Source organism: Pseudoalteromonas sp. NZS127_1 (genome assembly GCF_015864295.1).
GTDB classification, from domain to species: Bacteria; Pseudomonadota; Gammaproteobacteria; order Enterobacterales; family Alteromonadaceae; genus Pseudoalteromonas; species Pseudoalteromonas arctica.
This window is the reverse complement of record NZ_JADYXO010000026.1, coordinates 1-18,140: the sequence shown is the minus strand read 5'-3', so window position 1 is coordinate 18,140 and position 18,140 is coordinate 1. Positions and strand designations below refer to the sequence as shown.

The window sequence follows — 18,140 nt, the reverse complement described above, 5'->3', positions numbered from 1 at the left end:
CTGTATTTTTGTGAGAGGAGATACAGGGCCCCTAAGGCTCATTTAATAAGCGCAATGATAAAAATAATAATAAATCATCGATACAGAACAATTCAGCAGGCTTTTATTTAAATACAGCTATAAAAGCCATCTAATCTAGCAATAAATAGGCATACCCGCGCATTTATAAAGTGTACTGGGTATCACAACGTAGAGAGTAACTATGCTTAATCCTTTTGATATTATAATTTTTGGGGGCGGTGGTGATCTTGCGTTACGCAAATTGCTACCTGCAATGTACAGAGCATATCAAGAAGGTAACTTACCTGAAGGCTCACGTATCCTACCAACAGTACGCGAAGAATCGAAACGTGCTGAATACATAGAAACAGCGCATAAAGCATTACAAGAATTTTTAAGCAAAGGTGAGTTTAACGCTAAAGATTGGAAAACATTTTCTACTTTTTTAGTGCCAGTGGTAAGTAATGTTACAGAAGCAGACGACAACTGGGATGTGCTAAAAGGCATTTTAGATGAGCACGAAAGCACTAAGTCTCGCGTGTTTTATTTATCGCTTCCGCCTGCTGTTTACGGCACATGTTGTGAAATATTATCGACTAAAGGTTTAATTACACCTACATCACGCGTTGTTGTTGAAAAGCCTATTGGTTATTGCGGTGATTCTGCTGAAGCAATTAATGGAAAAATTGCAGAATTTTTTAATGAAGAGCAAATTTTCCGTATTGACCATTACTTAGGTAAAGAAACAGTACAAAACTTAATGGCGCTACGTTTTTCAAACTCATTGTTTGAAAATATGTGGGATGCTAAATCTATTGATAACATCCAAATTAGCTTATCAGAAACTGTTGGCCTTGAAAGCCGTGCTGGTTTTTACGATAAAGCCGGTGCACTTCGTGACATGGTTCAAAACCATTTATTACAACTACTTTGTTTAGTTGCAATGGAGTCGCCTAATAAGCTTAACGCTAACAGCATTCGTAACGAAAAATTAAAAGTATTAGAAGCACTTCGCCCACTAGTAGGTGGTGATGTTGATGAAAATATTGTGCGTGGTCAATACGTACCAGGTGACTTAAACGGTAAAATTGTACCGGGTTACTTAGAAGAGCTAAATGAAGGTTCTAGTAAAACAGAAACGTTTGTAGCTATTCGTGCGCATATTGATAACTGGCGCTGGGCGGGTGTTCCATTTTACCTTCGTACGGGTAAACGTATGGCTAAGCGCTGTGCAGAAATTGTGGTTGAATACAAAAAAGTATCTCACAATATCTACGAAGATAACGTGGGTAATATCGAGCCCAATCGTCTTGTTATTCGTTTGCAGCCAGAGGAAACAATTCAACTAACGCTTATGTCTAAGCGTCTTGATAACCTTCAAATGCAACTTGAACCAGTAACAATGAATATTGAGCTTTCACAAGCTTACAGCAATGGTTTTCACTCAGATGCGTACAAGCGTTTAATGCTTGATGCCGCTGCAAATAACCCATCATTATTTATTCACCGTGATGAAGTTCGTCAAGCGTGGAAATGGATTGATCCAATCATTGACCGTTGGCAAGACAAAGGCAAGCCTGCGCTTTACCGTGCTGGTAGCTGGGGTCCTGAGGATGCTGATGAACTATTGGCAGAAAAAAGCCACGTGTGGTTTAACACAGGCGATAAGGTATAAGCATGGCAACACTAGTTGAAAAATTTTTTGACGATAAAGATGCGTTAACAGCTGAGCTTTCTGCAACGCTTGAGCAATCACTACGTGATGGTATTAAAAATGATGGCCGTGCTGTATTAATGGTGTCGGGTGGCTCGTCTCCTGCGCCCGCTTATAAGCATCTATCAACGCTTGATTTAGATTGGCAACATGTTGATGTTGCTATGGTTGATGAACGCTGGGTAGACCCAAGCCATGAAAAAAGTAACGAAGCGTTTATTAAAAGCACGTTATTACAAAATTTTGGCAGTGCTGCAAACTTTATAACCATGAAAAACGATGCTGCAACCGCGCAGCAAGGCAGTGAAGTGTGTGAAGCCGCTTACAGTGCTTTAAAAGCGCCATACGATGTAACTATTCTAGGCATGGGCCCAGATGGTCATACAGCGTCGTTATTCCCAAATGCAGACGGTTTAGAGCACGGTTTAACAACTGAGCAAACAGTATGTGCAATTAATGCGATACAAAGTGATGTGACGGGTAGTATTACTGAGCGAATGACCTTAACGCTAAATGCCATTGCGCAATCTAAAGTGGTTAAGCTTTTAATTAGCGGTGAAGAAAAACTCGCTGTTTATAAGCAAGCAAAAGCGGGCGGCGATGTTCATGACATGCCACTTCGCGCTGTGCTTAATCACCCAAGTATAAATATTGAAGTATATTGGGCGCCTTAATTTAGGTGCTAATTTAACTTTTAAAGGCCGCTTATATAAGCGGCCTTTTTTATTTGCTCAAATTTAAGCCTAAACACTGCAAAAAAACAGTCCTGAACTGTTAACCAATGTTAATGAATAACTTTGGTTTGTATTAAAATCAACCATGAAGTGTGTTGTTTTTGAACAGAATTTATGAGTTTGAGCTGTATGTTTTTTAGCAACGCTCAGATTTGGTTAGATTTTATTTTTTCATGGTCGCTGTCATAAAAGTTTCCCTTCCTTTTTTAGCTCAAAAGCATTAGCCTAAAGGTATTAACAATGAAACATATAAATTAAAATAAACGGAGCAGTAACATGGCGGAGCAACAAGTACAGCCTTTACACAACGAAAAGCATGCCAACACTAAAATTCAAAACGGCATCAATGTAGAATTCATGAAAACTCAACATTTAGTGCCAGTAGTTGCACATGAGTTTGCACGCGTAGCAAACGAGTTTCCAATGTCATTCGTTAAAAACAACGAAAGCGGCACTTTTCAAGCTGTTGCTATGTTTGGCTTAGAGCCAGGCGAAAACCTTTTTGTAGAAGATGGTAAATGGACTGCAGCATTTGCACCTATGGCATCTACTCGTTACCCACTGGGCTTAGTTAAACACCCAGATCAAGATCAATACGGTATCGTAATTGACGAAGCAAGTGCGCTTGTTGGTGAAGACGAAGGTAATGCATTATTTGAAAACGGCGAAGAAACAGATTACCTAAAACGTCGTAAAGAAGCGCTTGTATCTTTTATTGAGTTTTCTCAAGTAACTGAAGCGTTCACTAAATTCCTTGCTGATAAAGAGCTACTAATTGCGCAAACGCTTACAGTAGACATTAAAGGCGAGAAAAAAGACATCAACGGTATTTACCTTATCGATGAGAAAAAGCTAAACGAGTTAAGCGATGCTGATTTCTTAGAGCTTCGTAAACGTGGTTACTTAGCACCAATTTATTCTTTCTTAACGTCTACTCATCAAGTAGCACGTTTAGCGCGTTTAAAAGCTAAACAAGCTTAATTATACCAATTGCATTAAATTAGTGATCTATTATAGCGATAAGAAAATAGCTCAATAACAAGGCTAAAATTATGATACATAGTTGTTCTATATAAATAATTTTCAACGTAGTTAGTGAGCTATTTAATACGCTAGAATGATCATGTTTTTAATAAAATTGGTATTACAAACACGTAAAATTTTAAAAAGCGCCTTAAGGCGCTTTTTTTATGCCATTAAACTCACTTTAGTTGAAATTAAGCCCGCAACCATTCACATTAGTTTATAACTTTCCCATAAAAGAACTCATTATGAAAACACCCTTATTAGCAATTTTTGCGAGCAGCCTTTTTGCTTTAAGTAATAGCGTATTCGCTGCAGAGACTCCTTTTGCCATTGCGATTCATGGTGGGGCAGGGACAATAGAAAAAGCACGATTTACACCCGCTCAAGAAAAGCAGTACCGCGCTAAATTAACAGAGGCTGTAGAGACAGGTTATAAAGTATTGCACCAAGGCGGTGAAAGTTTAGATGCGGTAACTGCGGCAATTACAGTATTAGAGCAATCGCCTTATTTTAATGCAGGGCGTGGAGCGGTATACACTTACGATGGCGGGCATGAGCTTGATGCATCCATAATGGATGGTCGAAACCGTGAAGCAGGCGCCGTTGCGGGTGTAAAGCATATTGAGAGCCCGATTAAATTAGCGCGTTTGGTCATGGATAACTCTGTACACGTAATGCTTAGTGGGCAAGGCGCTGAGGAGTTTGCTAAAGAGCAAGGTGTTGAACTTGTCGAAAATAACTTATTTGATACCGAGCCTCGTTACAAAGCGCTTTTAAAAGCAAAACAAAAATTAGATAAAGCCAAAGCAACCAGTAAAGAGTACCAAGCCGCGCACAAAGCATTGCCTAACTCTTACAAAATGGGCACGGTTGGCGCAGTGGCGCTTGATAAAAACGGTAATTTAGCGGCAGGTACATCCACGGATGTCAGATTTAGCTAAACATAGCCATTCAGGTTTATTAAAATAAATTGTTTTAAGTTCAATCTTCTAGCTACAAAAGTAAATTTTTTGATTGTAGAATCCTTCCCCTAAGAAATTTCATTCAAGATAACTCAATCACATTTAATTAAGATCTATACGGGTTAAATATGCAGAAAGAACTTAAGAGAGGTATGAACCTCGCAAAATTGTTACGTAAATACCATGCTGACTTCCCTCCTAATGGGTTGGCTATTTTTATCGAGGTAAGTAGTTCAGAGGGTATTAGCTCATCAGAGTTAGTAGAAAAGCTTGGTATGCCTAAGGCTACAGTTAGCCGTAATTTACGTATGTTAAGTGACAGGGCCACCCCTACCAAAGAGGGTATGTATCTGGTTACTTTAAGACATGATCCTAATGATTATAGAGTAAGACGAGCTTACTTGACCGACAAAGGGAGGGGCTTTTTATTAGAGCTCCTTAAAGCTTTGGATTAAGTGACACTGTGGGATTTTGAAACTCGTAAAGGTTTTTCTTTGGCATACATTGGAGTTTCAGGTTCCCATACTCAGCAGATATTTTAATTTAGCAAGCTTTAGTTTAGCTTTATGTACACAGCACCTACAGGTGGTATGACGGCAAAACGTTATGGCCGTGTAGGTGACGCGCCGGTAATTGGTGCTGGGACATTTGCTGAAAACGAATCGTGCGCAGTATCGGCAACAGGGCACGGTGAATATTTTATTCGCTATAACGTAGCGAGCGATATATGTGCGCGTGTTAAGTATCAAGGTAAAACCATAGCTGAAGCTGGAGATGAAGTTATAAACGGTGTGCTTAAGCCAATTGGTGGCACTGGTGGCGTTATTATTATTGATACTAAGGGGAATATTAGCTTGCCGTTTAATACCTCGGGCATGTATCGGGCAAGTAAATCGAATACGCAAGCGACCTACGTGGGCATTTTTAACGACGAATAAGCCAAAGTAATTTAATTAACCTCAACTCTGGTTAAGAGATTTACTAACATATTGAACCACAATGATATTTTAATTCATTTATTGCTAGCCAGTTATTTTCAGTGCAGTTAGCGCTGAAAATAACTGCTTGAGATAGATTTATTATTCGCAGTTTAGGTGAATCGCAGCGTTTATATAACAAACAACCCCGTGTTATGCATTTTGTAGGATTAACCCCGGCCGTTTAATTTGATACAATTATGGCTCTTTAACTAATTTTGTAAGGTATGCGGGTGGTAAACCTAGGTCAGTTGTTTGGCGAGCTAAAAACGTGCTTGAAAAAAGATCAATTCATTTTCAAAAAACGCTTACATGGCGTAAAAAAAATAACGGATGAAAACAAGCATGCCAACGCGCTTGAAAAAATAGCGGCTGATATAACCCGTAGCCAAGAATTACGCGATAAACGCTTAGCGGGCCTTCCTAAAGTGACTTACCCTGAGCAATTGCCAGTAAGTCAAAAAAAGGAAACAATTAAAGACGCCATTGCAAATAACCAAGTGGTTATTATTGCCGGTGAGACGGGCTCAGGTAAAACAACTCAAATACCTAAAATGTGTTTAGAGCTTGGTCGTGGTGTTGATGGCTTAATAGGCCATACTCAACCACGCCGACTCGCTGCGCGAACGGTGGCTAACCGTATTGCTGAAGAAATGAAGTGCGAACTTGGTCAGCAAGTCGGTTTTAAAATTCGTTTTAGCGATCAGGTTTCTAATAATACGTACGTTAAACTCATGACTGACGGTATTTTACTGGCAGAAATTCAGCAAGATCGATTTTTAAACCAATACGACACCATAATTATAGATGAAGCGCATGAGCGTAGTTTAAACATCGACTTTATTTTAGGTTACTTAAAAAACCTACTTCCAAAACGTCCCGATTTAAAAATAATAATTACGTCTGCAACCATCGATCCTGAGCGCTTTTCAAAGCATTTTAATGATGCGCCCATTATAGAAGTATCGGGCCGTACTTTCCCTGTTGATGTGCGTTACAACCCAACGGCCGATATTAATAAAGAAGATATGGAAGCCGAGGGCGATCAGCTACAAGGTATTTTTGATGCTGTTGACGAGCTGTGCGCGGAAGGTCCTGGCGACATACTGATATTTTTAAACGGTGAGCGTGAAATACGCGATACCGCTGATGCACTTAGCAAGCGTAATTTAAAACACACTGATGTATTACCACTTTACTCGCGCTTATCTAACGCAGAGCAAAACCGTATATTTGCGCCACATTCTCGTCGTCATATTATTTTATCGACCAACGTAGCCGAAACGTCACTAACCGTGCCTGGTATTCGTTATGTCATAGATCCAGGTACTGCGCGTATAAGCCGCTACAGTTATCGTACAAAAGTTCAGCGCCTGCCAATAGAACCTATATCGCAAGCAAGTGCTAATCAGCGTATGGGTCGTTGTGGACGTGTTGAAGCGGGTATTTGTATTCGCTTGTACTCTGAGGATGATTTTTTATCGCGCCCAGAGTTTACCGACCCTGAAATACTGCGTACTAATCTTGCCTCAGTTATTTTGCAAATGTTGGCACTCGGGCTTGGTGATATGGCGCAATTTCCGTTTGTGCAAGCACCAGATAGCCGTAATATAAGTGATGGTTTATCGTTATTAGAAGAACTACAAGCAGTAAAACCAGACAAACGTGATAGTAAAACGAGTTTAACCGCTTCAGGTAGAGAACTCAGCCGATTACCGGTAGACCCTCGTTTAGCTAAAATGGTGCTCACAGCTCACAAACTTGGCGCATTGCGTGAAGTGATTGTTATTGTGGCGGCGCTGTCGATTCAAGATCCACGCGAACGCCCGCAAGAAAAACGTGCTGCAGCTAACGAAAAACACGGTCGCTTTGACGACCCAGATTCAGACTTTATCGCTTTTTTGAACTTATGGAATTACTTAGAAGAGCAGCAAAGCGAGCTGACTAACGGCCAGTTTAGAAAGCTGTGTCAAAAAGATTTCCTAGCCTATATGCGTTTGCGTGAGTGGCAAGATATTGTTTATCAAATAAGTACTGTGTGTAACGAAATGGGCATGAAAGCAACCAGCCAAGCGGCTGATGGCGAACTTGTTCATAAAGCGTTATTAAGCGGAATGCTGAGCCATATTGGCTTTAAAGATGAGAAGCAAATATACAAAGGTGCACGTAATAGTCAGTTTCATATTTTTCCGGGTTCAGGTTTATTTAAAAAGAGTCCTAAATGGATCATGTCAGCGGAGCTGGTAGAAACCAGTAAATTATATGCCCGCACAAATGCAAAAATAGACATTAACTGGGTAGAACCATTAGCACAGCATTTAGTAAAACGTAGCTACACAGAGCCACACTGGGAGAAAAAGCCAGGTGCGGTAATCGCGTTTGAGCAGCAAACTTTGTACGGCTTACTTGTTGTAAATAAACGCCGCTGTGTTTATAGCAATATTGACCCTAAAGTGAGCCGAGAGCTTTTTGTACGCACTGCATTAGTTGAGCAAGAGCTGGGCTTAAACGAGGGCTTTTTAGCGTTTAACAGTGAGCTTATTGAAGATATTCAAGTACTGGAAAATAAGTCTCGTCGTCGTGATATTTTAGTTGATGAGCAAACGTTATTTGAGTTTTACGATAAAAAAATACCCAAAGAAATTAATAACCGCGCTGCATTTTTAAAATGGTATAAAACACAAAAACAACAAAATAAACATTACTTACACATGACCCGTGAAGAGCTAATGCAGCATGGTGCAAGTAATATCACTGAGTTTGACTACCCTGACACATGGCAGCAAGACAATATTATATTACCGCTTGCTTATCATTTTGACCCAGGACAAGCGGTTGATGGTGTTGCGGTGCAAATACCGGTAGCACTGTTGAATCAAGTACAAGAGAGTGGTTTTGACTGGCATATACCTGCATTTAGACATGAGCTAATAAGTGGGCTTATAAAGTCATTGCCTAAATCGCTTCGCCGTAATTTTGTGCCAGCACCAAATTATGCAGATGCAGTACTTGCAGCTATTGAGCCAATGCAAGGTAGCTTAATTGATGCTTTAGCTACGCGCTTATTAAGAATGACAGGTGTGAGAGTTGATGCAGAAGCGTGGGATTTAACCGCGCTTGCACCGCATTTACGATTGCAGTTTGAAGTACGTGATGAACACGATAAGTTACTTGCTCGTGGACTTGATTTAGCCAAACTTAAAGCAGAGCTGCAAGGTGAAGTAACCGAAACACTGTCTAAAGTAGCCGATAAAGGCATTGAAAAATCAGACCTAACACAATGGGACTTTGGTGAGCTGCCAGCGTCATATGTTAAAAAACAAGGTCAATACGAAATAAAAGCATACCCTGCGCTGGTGGATAAAAAATCAGCCGCTGCAGTGGAGCTTTTTGATAGTGAAGCAAAAGCGCAGCAAGCGCATCAACAAGGTTTGCGCCGTTTAGTATTGTTAAATGTGCCGTCGCCAATTAAGTACTTACAACAAAACTTACCGAATAAGGCAAAGCTGGGTTTGTACTTTAATCCATTTGGTAAAATAGCTGATTTAATTGATGATTGTATCGCCGCAGGTGTTGATAGCTTATTAGTGAAACACGGCGATATACGCGACGAAAAAGCATTTGAAACAGTAAAAGAGCAAATACGAGGTGAGCTAGGTGATGCCGTTGTATCGATTGCAACGCAAGTTGAGCAAGTATTAAGTATTGCGCACGCACTGCATAAAAAAATGAAAGGGCGCGTTGATTTAACCATGATAACCGCGCATGGCGATATAAAATCACAGCTTGAGTCACTTATATTTAAAGGTTTTGTGAGCGCGCATGGCGCAGATAAAATAACGGATTTAATTCGTTATTTAAAAGCGATTCAAAAACGTTTAGAGAAGCTGCCTGTGGATCCAAATCGTGATAGGTTATGCGTACTAGAGTTGGATAAAGTTGCTCAAGAGTACAAAAAAGTAGTTAATAAAACGCCTAAAGGCTTGCCTATTCCACAAGAAGTAACCGCTATTTTTTGGATGCAACAAGAGCTTAGAGTGTCGCTATTTGCTCAAACACTTGGCACGCCTTACCCAATATCTGCTAAACGGGTACTCAATGCGATAAAAGAGATAGAATAAAACTTGCATTTTCTATTAAGCTTAGTACCTTAATAGGAGGATTTATTTTTGTTTTGAAAAGGAAGTGACATAGTTATGTCCTCATCGATTGAACATAAAACAAAGCGACTTTTAGTGGTAGACGACGAGTATTTTAATTTTGAAATGCTCAAAGCAGCACTCGCGTCGAAATTTGATGTTAGTTATGCAGATTCAGGGCAAAGCTGTCTTGCATCGGCAATTGCGAGTCCGCCAGATATAATTTTGCTTGATGTTTGTATGCCTGGTCTTGATGGTTATGATACATGCCGAATGCTAAAACACACACCTGAAACAAAAAATATTCCTGTTGTTATGGTATCGGGCCTAGAGTCTCCATCTGAAAAACAAGCAGGGTTTGACGCTGGTTGTAACGCATATGTTGTAAAGCCATTTTCAGTGGGTGCTTTGTTGGAAGAAATTAACACGGTTTTTTAGAGGTAACGTATGTTTACTGATGATAAGCGAAATTTTAGACGCATGCAGATCAATACACCTGCAAATTTAACAACGATAGAACCAATAGCGGGTTTAAGTTTTGCCGCAGAGTGCGTGGATTTAAGTGCAACAGGTTTATCAATTCATTTAGATGAATTACTTGAACCTAATACATTACTGACGGTGAACATTGATTCGACTCACCCAAGTATTGCGCCTTTAAATGCAACAGCAAAAGTAATACGTGCCAGCAAAGAAGATGATGGCACGGTAACAGCAGGTCTTGAAATCATTCAGTTTAACTAACTTGAATCCAGTTAAACTCAATAGTAGATATTAAAAAACCTTACAGATTAAGCCTTTTAAGTAAAAGCCTTCAGGGTAGCTGCCAGCAATTGGGTGATCAGCTGCCTGGTTTAATCGCTCCATTATAAGTAGGTCTTTACCTGCATCAAGTGCTGCATCGGCTACTACTTTTTGAAATAAGTTTTGTTCCATTAAACCAGAGCATGAGAACGTTAGTAATGTTCCACCTGGTTTTAGTATTTGCATGGCAATCATATTGATATCTTTATAACCACGACACGCACCGGTTAGCTGCGCTTTATTATCAGCAAACTTTGGTGGGTCCATTACGATGGTATCAAACTGTCTACCTTCGTCGCGGTATTGGCGTAGTAACTTAAATACGTCCTGCTTAACAAAACTTACTTTATTTAAATCTAAGTTATTATGTTCAACATTACGTTTTGCTGTATCTAAAGCGGGTTGAGATACATCTACGTTAGTTACATGCTCACATCCACCACGCAGGGCGTACAACGAAAATGTACCTGTATAACTAAAACAGTTAAGTACCGTTTTACCCTTTGAGAAGCGCTCAAGTGCGGCGCGGCTATCGCGCTGGTCTAAATAAAAGCCCGTTTTATGTCCATCAATTATATCGACTTCAATTTTAAAACCGTTTTCCTCAATAAGTACCGGCTGTGTTGGTGCATTACCCCAAAGAGCGCCTTTTATTGGCTCTAAGCCTTCTTTAGTGCGTACTTCTACGTCTGAGCGCTCGTATATGCTAGAGCCTGGGAAAATAGACATCAACGCGCCAACAATCTCGCCTTTATGACGCTCGGCACCCGCACTTAGTAGCTGACACACTAACACGTTATCAAACTTATCGATTGTAACGCCTGGTAAGTAATCAGACTCCGCAGCACATAATCTAAAGCCTGTGAGCCCGCCTTCTTCAATTACTTGGCTACGTGCTTCTAATGAGCGGCGTAAACGGCGTTCAAAAAAGTTTTGATCGATTACTTCTTTTTCGTCAAAGCTCCAAACACGTGCACGAATTTGTGAGTGAGGGCTGTAAGCAGCAGTTGCTAAATACTTACCTTCGCTATCGTGAATCGTTACTGTGTCGCCTAATCCAGGTTTACCTTTAATTTTTTTGATGGCTTTTGAAAATAACCAAGGGTGTTTTCTTTTTAATGATTTATCGCGACCAGCTTGTAGGTAAACGGCAGATGACATAAGGCTTCTCAGTAGTAATAAATAAGCGCTGTATTTTAGTCAAGCAAGGAGCAACATACAATGAATGTTTTGCAAGGTGGGCATAAAGCACGGTAAAGTACGGATAATTTATCGATTCATTAGCTTTTGGAACCTAATAGTGCCTGACGCCGTTTTAAGCCCCGATTTAAAAATACTTAATTCACAATGTAGAGAATTTATAACCTCTTTAGTGCATGCCGATGTAGCTCACGATATTACTCATATAGAGCGAGTGGTGCGCGTTGCAATACAGTTATGTAATGCGGAGCAGGCAAACATGTCAGTTGTATTACCTGCAGCGTGGATGCATGACTGTGTGGCGGTGGCTAAAAATCATCCTGATCGTGCAAAAGCCTCTACTATGGCAGCCGATAAGGCATTGGAATTTTTAAAATCTATTAATTATGACGAGTCACTTTTTGATGAGATTCATCATGCCATTGCCGCTCATAGTTTCAGCGCAAATATAAAAATTAAAACAGTTGAAGCGCAAATAGTACAAGATGCTGACAGAATGGATGCATTGGGCGCTATTGGGGTGAGTCGCTGCATGAAAGTAGGCGGATCAATTTCTCGGTTATTGTATAATCCAGAAGACCCTTTTTGTGTTGAACGCGAGGCTGATGATAAAACATACACGCTTGATCACTTTTTTATAAAGTTATTACATATTGCCGATAGTATGAATACGCCATCTGCTAAAGCAGAAGCGAACAGGCGTACAAGGTATATGCATGACTTTTTAGAGCAATTAAAGTCAGAAATAGGTGAGTAACGTGAATAATACAAGCATACCTAAATTATCTGGGATTGATCATTGCCATTTAAATGTTGATAACTTGGTTGATGCCGTTAAGTGGTATGAGCGTGTTTTAGGTTTTAGTGTAGTACCCGAGCTTGCCTTTTGGGATGAGGACGGACGCGGCCCTTTAACACTTGAAGATACTAGTTCAACAACTCGTTTAGCACTTTTTGAAGGTGAGGGGCGTAGTAAAGGGATTGCATTTTTGGCCTCAGGGGATCAATTTATTCAATGGCGTAATCATCTTGAGGGTTTAAACATAAAAGCAGTGCTAGCGGATCATGGTGTAACGTTTTCTATGTACTTTAAAGATGAAAGCGGTAATAGCCATGAAATTACCTCACATGACTATCGTTATATAAAGTCTTACTATCCAAATGTTGAGCTTGGCTCTCACAGCGCTAAAAAGAATTAGCTTTCTTGATTTGAATTTTTTATAGCAAGAATATCGTCTAAGTTTTTCACAAATAGTTCGATTAGAGCGGGATCAAAATGAGCTCCTGCTTGCTCTTGCATATGCAAAACTGTTTTCTCTACACTCCATGCCTCTTTATAAGGGCGTTTTGAAGTCAGAGCATCAAAAACGTCAGCAACGGCAACAATTCTACCTTCAATTGATATTTCTTCGCCTTTGATCCCGTTAGGATAGCCTGAACCATCCCATTTTTCGTGGTGTTCAATAGCAAGTTTATGAGCGAGTTGTAATAATGGCGATGAAGAATTTGCTAATATTTGTGCACCAATTATGGCGTGTTTCTTCATATGTTCAAACTCTTCAAAAGTTAACTTTCCTGGCTTGAGTAAGATAGCATCAGGGATACCAATTTTCCCAACATCGTGCATTGGGGCGGCTTGGCGTAAAAGCTCTGCACTTTGCTCATCCATACCTAGCGCTAATGCTAATACTTTGCTGTATTGGCTCATACGCACTATATGTTCGCCAGTGTCAGTATCTTTATATTCAGCAGCACGGCCTAGGCGTTGTACTAAATCTACATGTGCTTGTTTTAATTGCTCAGCTTGCACTAGCGACAAGTGAGTTTTAACTCTAGCTCTTACAATAGCAGGGCTTATTGGCTTAGTAATATAATCTACGGCGCCTAACTCAAAACCTTTATATTCATCGCTTTCATCACCAAGTGCAGTTACAAAAATAATTGGGATGTGTGATGTTTTAGGGTTACCTTTAACTATTTGACATACTTCAAAACCATTCATATCTGGCATCATTATGTCGAGCAAGATTAGCTTTGGTAGTTCTTTTTCAAGTAGTGCCAATGCGGCATCACCCGATTTAGCAAACGACATACGATATTGATTACCTAACACTTCGCGCATTACTTTTAGATTTGCAGGCTCATCGTCAACAATTAATACTCGTGGCCTATCTGTTGTAAAATCCATTAATTAATACTCATTGTTTGTTAGTTTTTCAAGTAAGGTTTCTAGTATTACGTGTGCTTTATCAAAATCAAATTCATCAAAGGCCTCGGCTATAGCATCAACTTCATTTTTATAGATTGAAGGTGCGCCGCGTTGCAGCTTTGCTAATAGCTCATCATTTAGCTCTGCATTTTGTGCATCTTGATAAAGCGTCTTACACAGTGACTTAATTTCATCAATTGATAGCGTGTCAGAACTATTATCTTCAGGCTTACTACTTGGCTTATCGCAAGTATTAGATGATAGCAATTGTGAGATGACAAGTAGCTCGTTTTTTATATCCTCTAAAGTACTAATAACTTTAGCGTCACTTTGTTTTTGCTCTAAATCGGTTAATAACTTCATTAATGTTATTAGACCTAAGTTACCAGCAACACCTTTAAGTGTGTGAATGGTGCTATCGACATCTTTTATGTTTGATAATTTATCACTGAATAATGTTTCGAACCGTTTATTACTGTCACTAATAAATTTAGTAATCTCTGTAAGTTGTTTACACTTAGAACCCCAAAGGGCTAACCCTTTTTCAAAATCTATATGCTGCGCTTTAGGATCGCTTTGCGATATAACCATTTCTTTTGCAATACCAAGACCAAGCACTTGTGCTATTTCTTGGTTTAGCTGATTTATATCGACGGGTTTATTTGCAAAGCCATTCATGCCTGCTTTTTTAGCCGTAAGCTTATCTTGTTGTAATACACTGGCTGTGAGCGCGATAATTGGCGTGTATTTAATTTGTCTTTGATTTTCTATTGCTCTTATTTTTTGTGTTGCCTCTATGCCATCACACAATGGCATATGTATATCCATTAAAATGACATCAAAGTCTTGTTCTTCAAATACTTTAATCGCTTCAAGTCCGTTAGATGCCTTGGTAACTGCATGTTGATCGCGTGACAGGAGTAAAGAAAGTAGTTCTGTATTTTGCTCTATATCGTCAACTACTAACACCCTAAGTGCAGGCAGTTGTGTGTGTAGACCATCAAAATGATCTATTTTAGTTTCGTCACCTAAAGTAAGCGGCAATGAAAAGTAAAAGCAGGTGCCTTTACCTAGCTCACTTACTAAGTTTATTGTTCCGCCCATAAGCTCTACAAGTTGTTTGCTTATGGTAGTACCAAGACCTGTACCACCAAAACGGCGAGTAGTAGTACCATCGGCTTGTTCGAAAGGTTGAAACACTGCTTGAATACGATCTTTTGCAATACCAATACCGGTATCTTGCACTTCAAAAAACAGATGCTGATTTTGTGTTATAGCAACAGTTACGGTAACAGAGCCTTTTTCGGTAAACTTAATAGCATTACCAATTAAATTAGTAAGTACTTGCCTGAGTCGATCTGGGTCACCGTAATAAGTAGCACTTACTGATTCTTTAATATGAAGTTTAAGTTCTAAATCTTTCTTTTTAGCTTCTAACCAAAAAGTAGAAATAATACTGTCTATTACTGGCTTTAAACTAAAGTGTATTGGCTCAATAGTGAGCTTACCGCGCTCTAGTTTTGCGGAATCGAGAATTTCATTTAATAATCTAAGTAATGAACGCGCTGCATTATTTACGGTCACTAAATGTTTTTGTTGTTCTTGATCAAGTGGGGTATCCATTAACAAGTCACTAAAACCTATTATAGAATTCATAGGGGTGCGTATTTCATGGCTCATATTAGCCATAAAAGATTGCTTTGCATAAGCAGCTTCTTCAGCTTTAAATTTAGCTTGCTCTAGTTTTTCTTCATATTCTTTGCGTTCTGTAATATCGACTAAAACACCATCAATCCACTTTGCTTGGCCTTGGGGGTCAAAGTCGATGCTGCCTTTATCTAAAAGCCATAAGATTTTACCGCTTCTGTGGCGAATTCTGTATTCGATTGAATACTGACGTTTCTCTTCTACGGCTTTTGTGACGGCATCTACAATAGGTTGCTGGTCTGATTTTAAAACTAGATCGTTAAATTCAATGCAATGTTCAGTAAATTCATTAGGGTTATAACCCGTTAACTCGTTGATGCTCGGGCTGATAAAAAGCATGGTCCAGTTATCATCAAATTTACACCTAAAAGCCACACCTGGCATGTTATCCATTAAAGAGCGATACTTTTGTTCTTTTTCCTCTAGGCTTTTTTGTAAAGCTCGTTGCTCTGATAAGTCTGTTATGAAGCCTACGTATAGAGGATTTTGCCCTGGCTGATTAACTTCTCCAATCCCCAAACGAATCGGGAATAAGTGGCCATTTTTATGCTTTGCAAAAATTTCACGGTTAACACCGATTACTTTACCTAAATCAATATTTTTAGCTTTAGAAAGGTAGCTATCGTGATGCATCGCGATAGCATCATCCATTAGCATTTTAATATTATGATTTTGTACTTCATTTTCGTGCCAGCCAAAAATTTTACTGGCTGATTCGTTAAAGCTCAAAATAATGCCGGTGTGATCAATCGTTACGATTCCATCAATGGCTGTGCCTAAAATTGCGTTTAAGCGAGACTCGTCGGCTGACTTTTCTTCAAGTAACATTTTATATCTGACCATGCCATTAAGTACCGCTACTACGCTTGTAATGGCAATCGTTGCAGTTGCAACCGCGATGGCTACAAAAGTGAGCCCAGCAGAAGCATTTGCGTCGTCATATAAAAGAGGAGATGTTGCAACAAAGCGTGTAGATGCCATGCCCATATAATGCATAGCAGCAACAGCAAAGCCTAATATTGTAGCGCTGATGGCTCTATTTTGTAGGTATGATAGTTTTGGAAAAAATTTTTCAAGATTAAAGCGGCTATATAACGCTATAAACGAAAGAGCGACGGCAACTAAAATTGAAAGGCCAAAGGTCAGTGGGTCATAGCGCAACATTGGGGAAAGCTCCATTGCAGCCATACCGCTGTAATGCATTGTACCAATACCAGCCCCTAGTAAGATGGAGCAAATGCTGAGCACTCTAAAGTTTCCATCACTATTTACAAGTATTGATACTGCATACTGACATGCTAATAAAGCAGGAAGAAAAGAGAGTAGTGTGATTGTTGGATCGTAGCTTATATTAGTACATAGCGAAAAAGCTAACATACCTATAAAGTGCATACTCCAAATACCAGAAGAAAATACAGTTGCTGCGGTTATATTTGCTAAACGTTGATAACGAGGGAATTTAGTCTCTTTTGCTAAATCAATGAGCTTTGTAGTAAAAAAAGCAGCAAAAATGGCTATTAATACAGACATTGAGACTAGAAGAGGGTCGTAAACCCCATTGAGTATTAGGCTTGGATCTTGGTCTGTAATGAAGAAAGCTGATAGCATAACGGCTCGAAATATAATCTTTATTTTACAAGTTTAATCTAATTTACTAATAAATGAACCGTTATTTCTAATCGCGCTATAAAGTGACGAATTCTAACCAAGTTTATTTATTTTTTGTTATTGAAGTAAATAAAATATTTTAACTTTCAATTCAAATAAAACAGACGGCTCAATCTATAGCTTATTATAATAAAGTGGATTAGGAGTTAGGTGCGACTGTATGCCTAAGAGTTTAAAATTGATGGTAATATGGATTATATAAACGGATGCAATATTTAGAGTTTAGGTCGTGTTTGAATATCAACTAAAAAAGAGTACTAGACGCAAAACAGTCGCAATAAAAGTGCATAGTCAAAAGGTAACTGTGTATGCGCCACATTTTGTCGCAAAAAAACACATTGATACTTGGTTATTTGACAAACAAGAGTGGGTTGCAGAACAATTAAAAAAACAATTGTCAATTGATGACACTAAGCAGTACCCTTTTGAATCTAAAAAAATAAGTGTTTTTTCAGAAACTATTTATTTGAAATTGGACTCAGGCCAAGATTCCAAAGTAACCCCGTATGATGACCACTTACTTATTACAATATCTCCTCGAGTTAAAAACACTAATCAAAAGTATCGACAGCTATTAGAGACTTATTTAAAAGAGCAGCTTATTGCTTACATAGAAATGCGTTTAGCGTATTTCTGTACTCAAATGGGTGAAGAGTTGCCAAATGATTTAAAAATAGGTGTTTATAAACGAAAGTGGGGGAGTTGTAATAGCAAGCGAGAACTCACTTTTAATTTACATCTTATAGGTGCTCCTTACCACGCTATAGATTATGTGATTGTTCATGAGCTTGCCCATTTAAAGTATTTAAATCATAGCAAAGCTTTTTGGCAGCGAGTAGAGGCGTTTTTCCCCGATTACAAAACATCATCTAATTGGTTAAAACAAAATGGTATGAGTTTACAGTGGGTGTTTTGATGTTACTGAATATAGGAATATAGGAATATAGGAATATAGGAATATAGGAATATAGGAATATAGGAATATAGGAATATAGGAATA

13 protein-coding genes and 2 pseudogenes are annotated in these 18,140 nt (G+C 39.1%); 12 read left to right on the top strand and 3 right to left on the bottom strand.

Annotation, left to right across the window (positions count from 1 at the left end; genetic code table 11):
- The first annotated feature begins 202 nt into the window (after positions 1 to 202).
- The 9 genes and pseudogenes from zwf to I6F50_RS17765 all read left to right on the top strand — a co-directional run bounded on the left by zwf (position 203) and on the right by I6F50_RS17765 (position 10,296).
- Positions 203 to 1,675, top strand: coding sequence for a glucose-6-phosphate dehydrogenase (gene zwf / locus I6F50_RS17805; protein ID WP_197176905.1), 1,473 nt, complete (start codon positions 203 to 205; stop codon positions 1,673 to 1,675).
- A gap of 2 nt (positions 1,676 to 1,677) precedes the next feature.
- On the top strand, positions 1,678 to 2,388 hold the full coding sequence (pgl, locus tag I6F50_RS17800) for a 6-phosphogluconolactonase (protein WP_165741606.1): 711 nt from the start codon (positions 1,678 to 1,680) through the stop codon (positions 2,386 to 2,388).
- A gap of 336 nt (positions 2,389 to 2,724) precedes the next feature.
- Positions 2,725 to 3,429 (top strand): SapC family protein, encoded by a 705-nt coding sequence (locus I6F50_RS17795; RefSeq protein ID WP_002961447.1) that lies wholly within the window; start codon positions 2,725 to 2,727, stop codon positions 3,427 to 3,429.
- 290 nt (positions 3,430 to 3,719) lie between these two features.
- A pseudogene (locus I6F50_RS17790) lies at positions 3,720 to 4,397 on the top strand (isoaspartyl peptidase/L-asparaginase family protein); the annotation flags it as partial.
- Between the two features lie 167 nt (positions 4,398 to 4,564).
- A complete protein-coding gene (locus I6F50_RS17785) occupies positions 4,565 to 4,891 on the top strand; it encodes a hypothetical protein (RefSeq protein WP_197176904.1) in 327 nt (108 codons plus the stop codon).
- A 126-nt stretch (positions 4,892 to 5,017) separates the two neighbouring features.
- Positions 5,018 to 5,374, top strand: a pseudogene (locus I6F50_RS17780) (isoaspartyl peptidase/L-asparaginase); the annotation flags it as partial.
- 272 nt (positions 5,375 to 5,646) lie between these two features.
- A complete protein-coding gene (hrpA, locus tag I6F50_RS17775; protein ID WP_197118893.1) occupies positions 5,647 to 9,534 on the top strand; it encodes an ATP-dependent RNA helicase HrpA in 3,888 nt (1,295 codons plus the stop codon).
- Positions 9,535 to 9,609: 75 nt separating this feature from the next.
- Complete coding sequence (locus I6F50_RS17770; RefSeq protein ID WP_007581064.1) at positions 9,610 to 9,990, top strand: PleD family two-component system response regulator; 381 nt, start codon at positions 9,610 to 9,612, stop codon at positions 9,988 to 9,990.
- A 9-nt stretch (positions 9,991 to 9,999) separates the two neighbouring features.
- Positions 10,000 to 10,296, top strand: a complete 297-nt coding sequence (locus I6F50_RS17765; protein WP_007581065.1) for a PilZ domain-containing protein — start codon at positions 10,000 to 10,002, stop codon at positions 10,294 to 10,296.
- 30 nt (positions 10,297 to 10,326) lie between these two features.
- On the opposite strand, the gene I6F50_RS17760 is transcribed toward I6F50_RS17765, so the two are convergent.
- Positions 10,327 to 11,517, bottom strand: coding sequence for a class I SAM-dependent methyltransferase (locus tag I6F50_RS17760; protein ID WP_197118892.1), 1,191 nt, complete (start codon positions 11,515 to 11,517; stop codon positions 10,327 to 10,329).
- Positions 11,518 to 11,656: 139 nt separating this feature from the next.
- Here I6F50_RS17760 and I6F50_RS17755 point away from each other — a divergent pair, with 139 nt between their 5' ends.
- Together I6F50_RS17755 and I6F50_RS17750 are read left to right on the top strand one after the other, a co-directional pair.
- The gene (locus I6F50_RS17755) at positions 11,657 to 12,313 is read left to right on the top strand and encodes an HD domain-containing protein (protein ID WP_165726322.1); all 657 of its coding nucleotides are present in this window, start codon (positions 11,657 to 11,659) and stop codon (positions 12,311 to 12,313) included.
- A 1-nt stretch (position 12,314) separates the two neighbouring features.
- Positions 12,315 to 12,755, top strand: a complete 441-nt coding sequence (locus tag I6F50_RS17750; RefSeq protein WP_024590998.1) for a VOC family protein — start codon at positions 12,315 to 12,317, stop codon at positions 12,753 to 12,755.
- Here I6F50_RS17750 and I6F50_RS17745 read toward each other — a convergent pair.
- Together I6F50_RS17745 and I6F50_RS17740 are read right to left on the bottom strand one after the other, a co-directional pair.
- Positions 12,752 to 13,744 (bottom strand): two-component system response regulator, encoded by a 993-nt coding sequence (locus I6F50_RS17745; RefSeq protein ID WP_165728206.1) that lies wholly within the window; start codon positions 13,742 to 13,744, stop codon positions 12,752 to 12,754. The genes I6F50_RS17750 and I6F50_RS17745 overlap by 4 nt on opposite strands.
- Before the next feature lie 3 nt (positions 13,745 to 13,747).
- Complete coding sequence (locus I6F50_RS17740; RefSeq protein ID WP_165740682.1) at positions 13,748 to 17,080, bottom strand: MHYT domain-containing protein; 3,333 nt, start codon at positions 17,078 to 17,080, stop codon at positions 13,748 to 13,750.
- A gap of 289 nt (positions 17,081 to 17,369) precedes the next feature.
- On the opposite strand from I6F50_RS17740, the gene I6F50_RS17735 reads away from it, so the two are divergent.
- Positions 17,370 to 18,056, top strand: coding sequence for a SprT family zinc-dependent metalloprotease (locus I6F50_RS17735; protein ID WP_331458734.1), 687 nt, complete (start codon positions 17,370 to 17,372; stop codon positions 18,054 to 18,056).
- Positions 18,057 to 18,140 lie beyond the last annotated feature (84 nt).

What these genes read in the sequence shown, in the direction of transcription:
- zwf (WP_197176905.1), top strand. Translation starts at nt 203, where the DNA reads ATGCTTAATCCTTTTGATATTATAATTTTTGGGGGCGGTGGTGATCTT.
- pgl (WP_165741606.1), top strand. Translation starts at nt 1,678, where the DNA reads ATGGCAACACTAGTTGAAAAATTTTTTGACGATAAAGATGCGTTAACA.
- I6F50_RS17795 (WP_002961447.1), top strand. Translation starts at nt 2,725, where the DNA reads ATGGCGGAGCAACAAGTACAGCCTTTACACAACGAAAAGCATGCCAAC.
- I6F50_RS17785 (WP_197176904.1), top strand. Translation starts at nt 4,565, where the DNA reads ATGCAGAAAGAACTTAAGAGAGGTATGAACCTCGCAAAATTGTTACGT.
- I6F50_RS17770 (WP_007581064.1), top strand. Translation starts at nt 9,610, where the DNA reads ATGTCCTCATCGATTGAACATAAAACAAAGCGACTTTTAGTGGTAGAC.
- I6F50_RS17765 (WP_007581065.1), top strand. Translation starts at nt 10,000, where the DNA reads ATGTTTACTGATGATAAGCGAAATTTTAGACGCATGCAGATCAATACA.
- I6F50_RS17760 (WP_197118892.1), bottom strand. Translation starts at nt 11,517, where the DNA reads ATGTCATCTGCCGTTTACCTACAAGCTGGTCGCGATAAATCATTAAAA.
- I6F50_RS17745 (WP_165728206.1), bottom strand. Translation starts at nt 13,744, where the DNA reads ATGGATTTTACAACAGATAGGCCACGAGTATTAATTGTTGACGATGAG.
- I6F50_RS17740 (WP_165740682.1), bottom strand. Translation starts at nt 17,080, where the DNA reads ATGCTATCAGCTTTCTTCATTACAGACCAAGATCCAAGCCTAATACTC.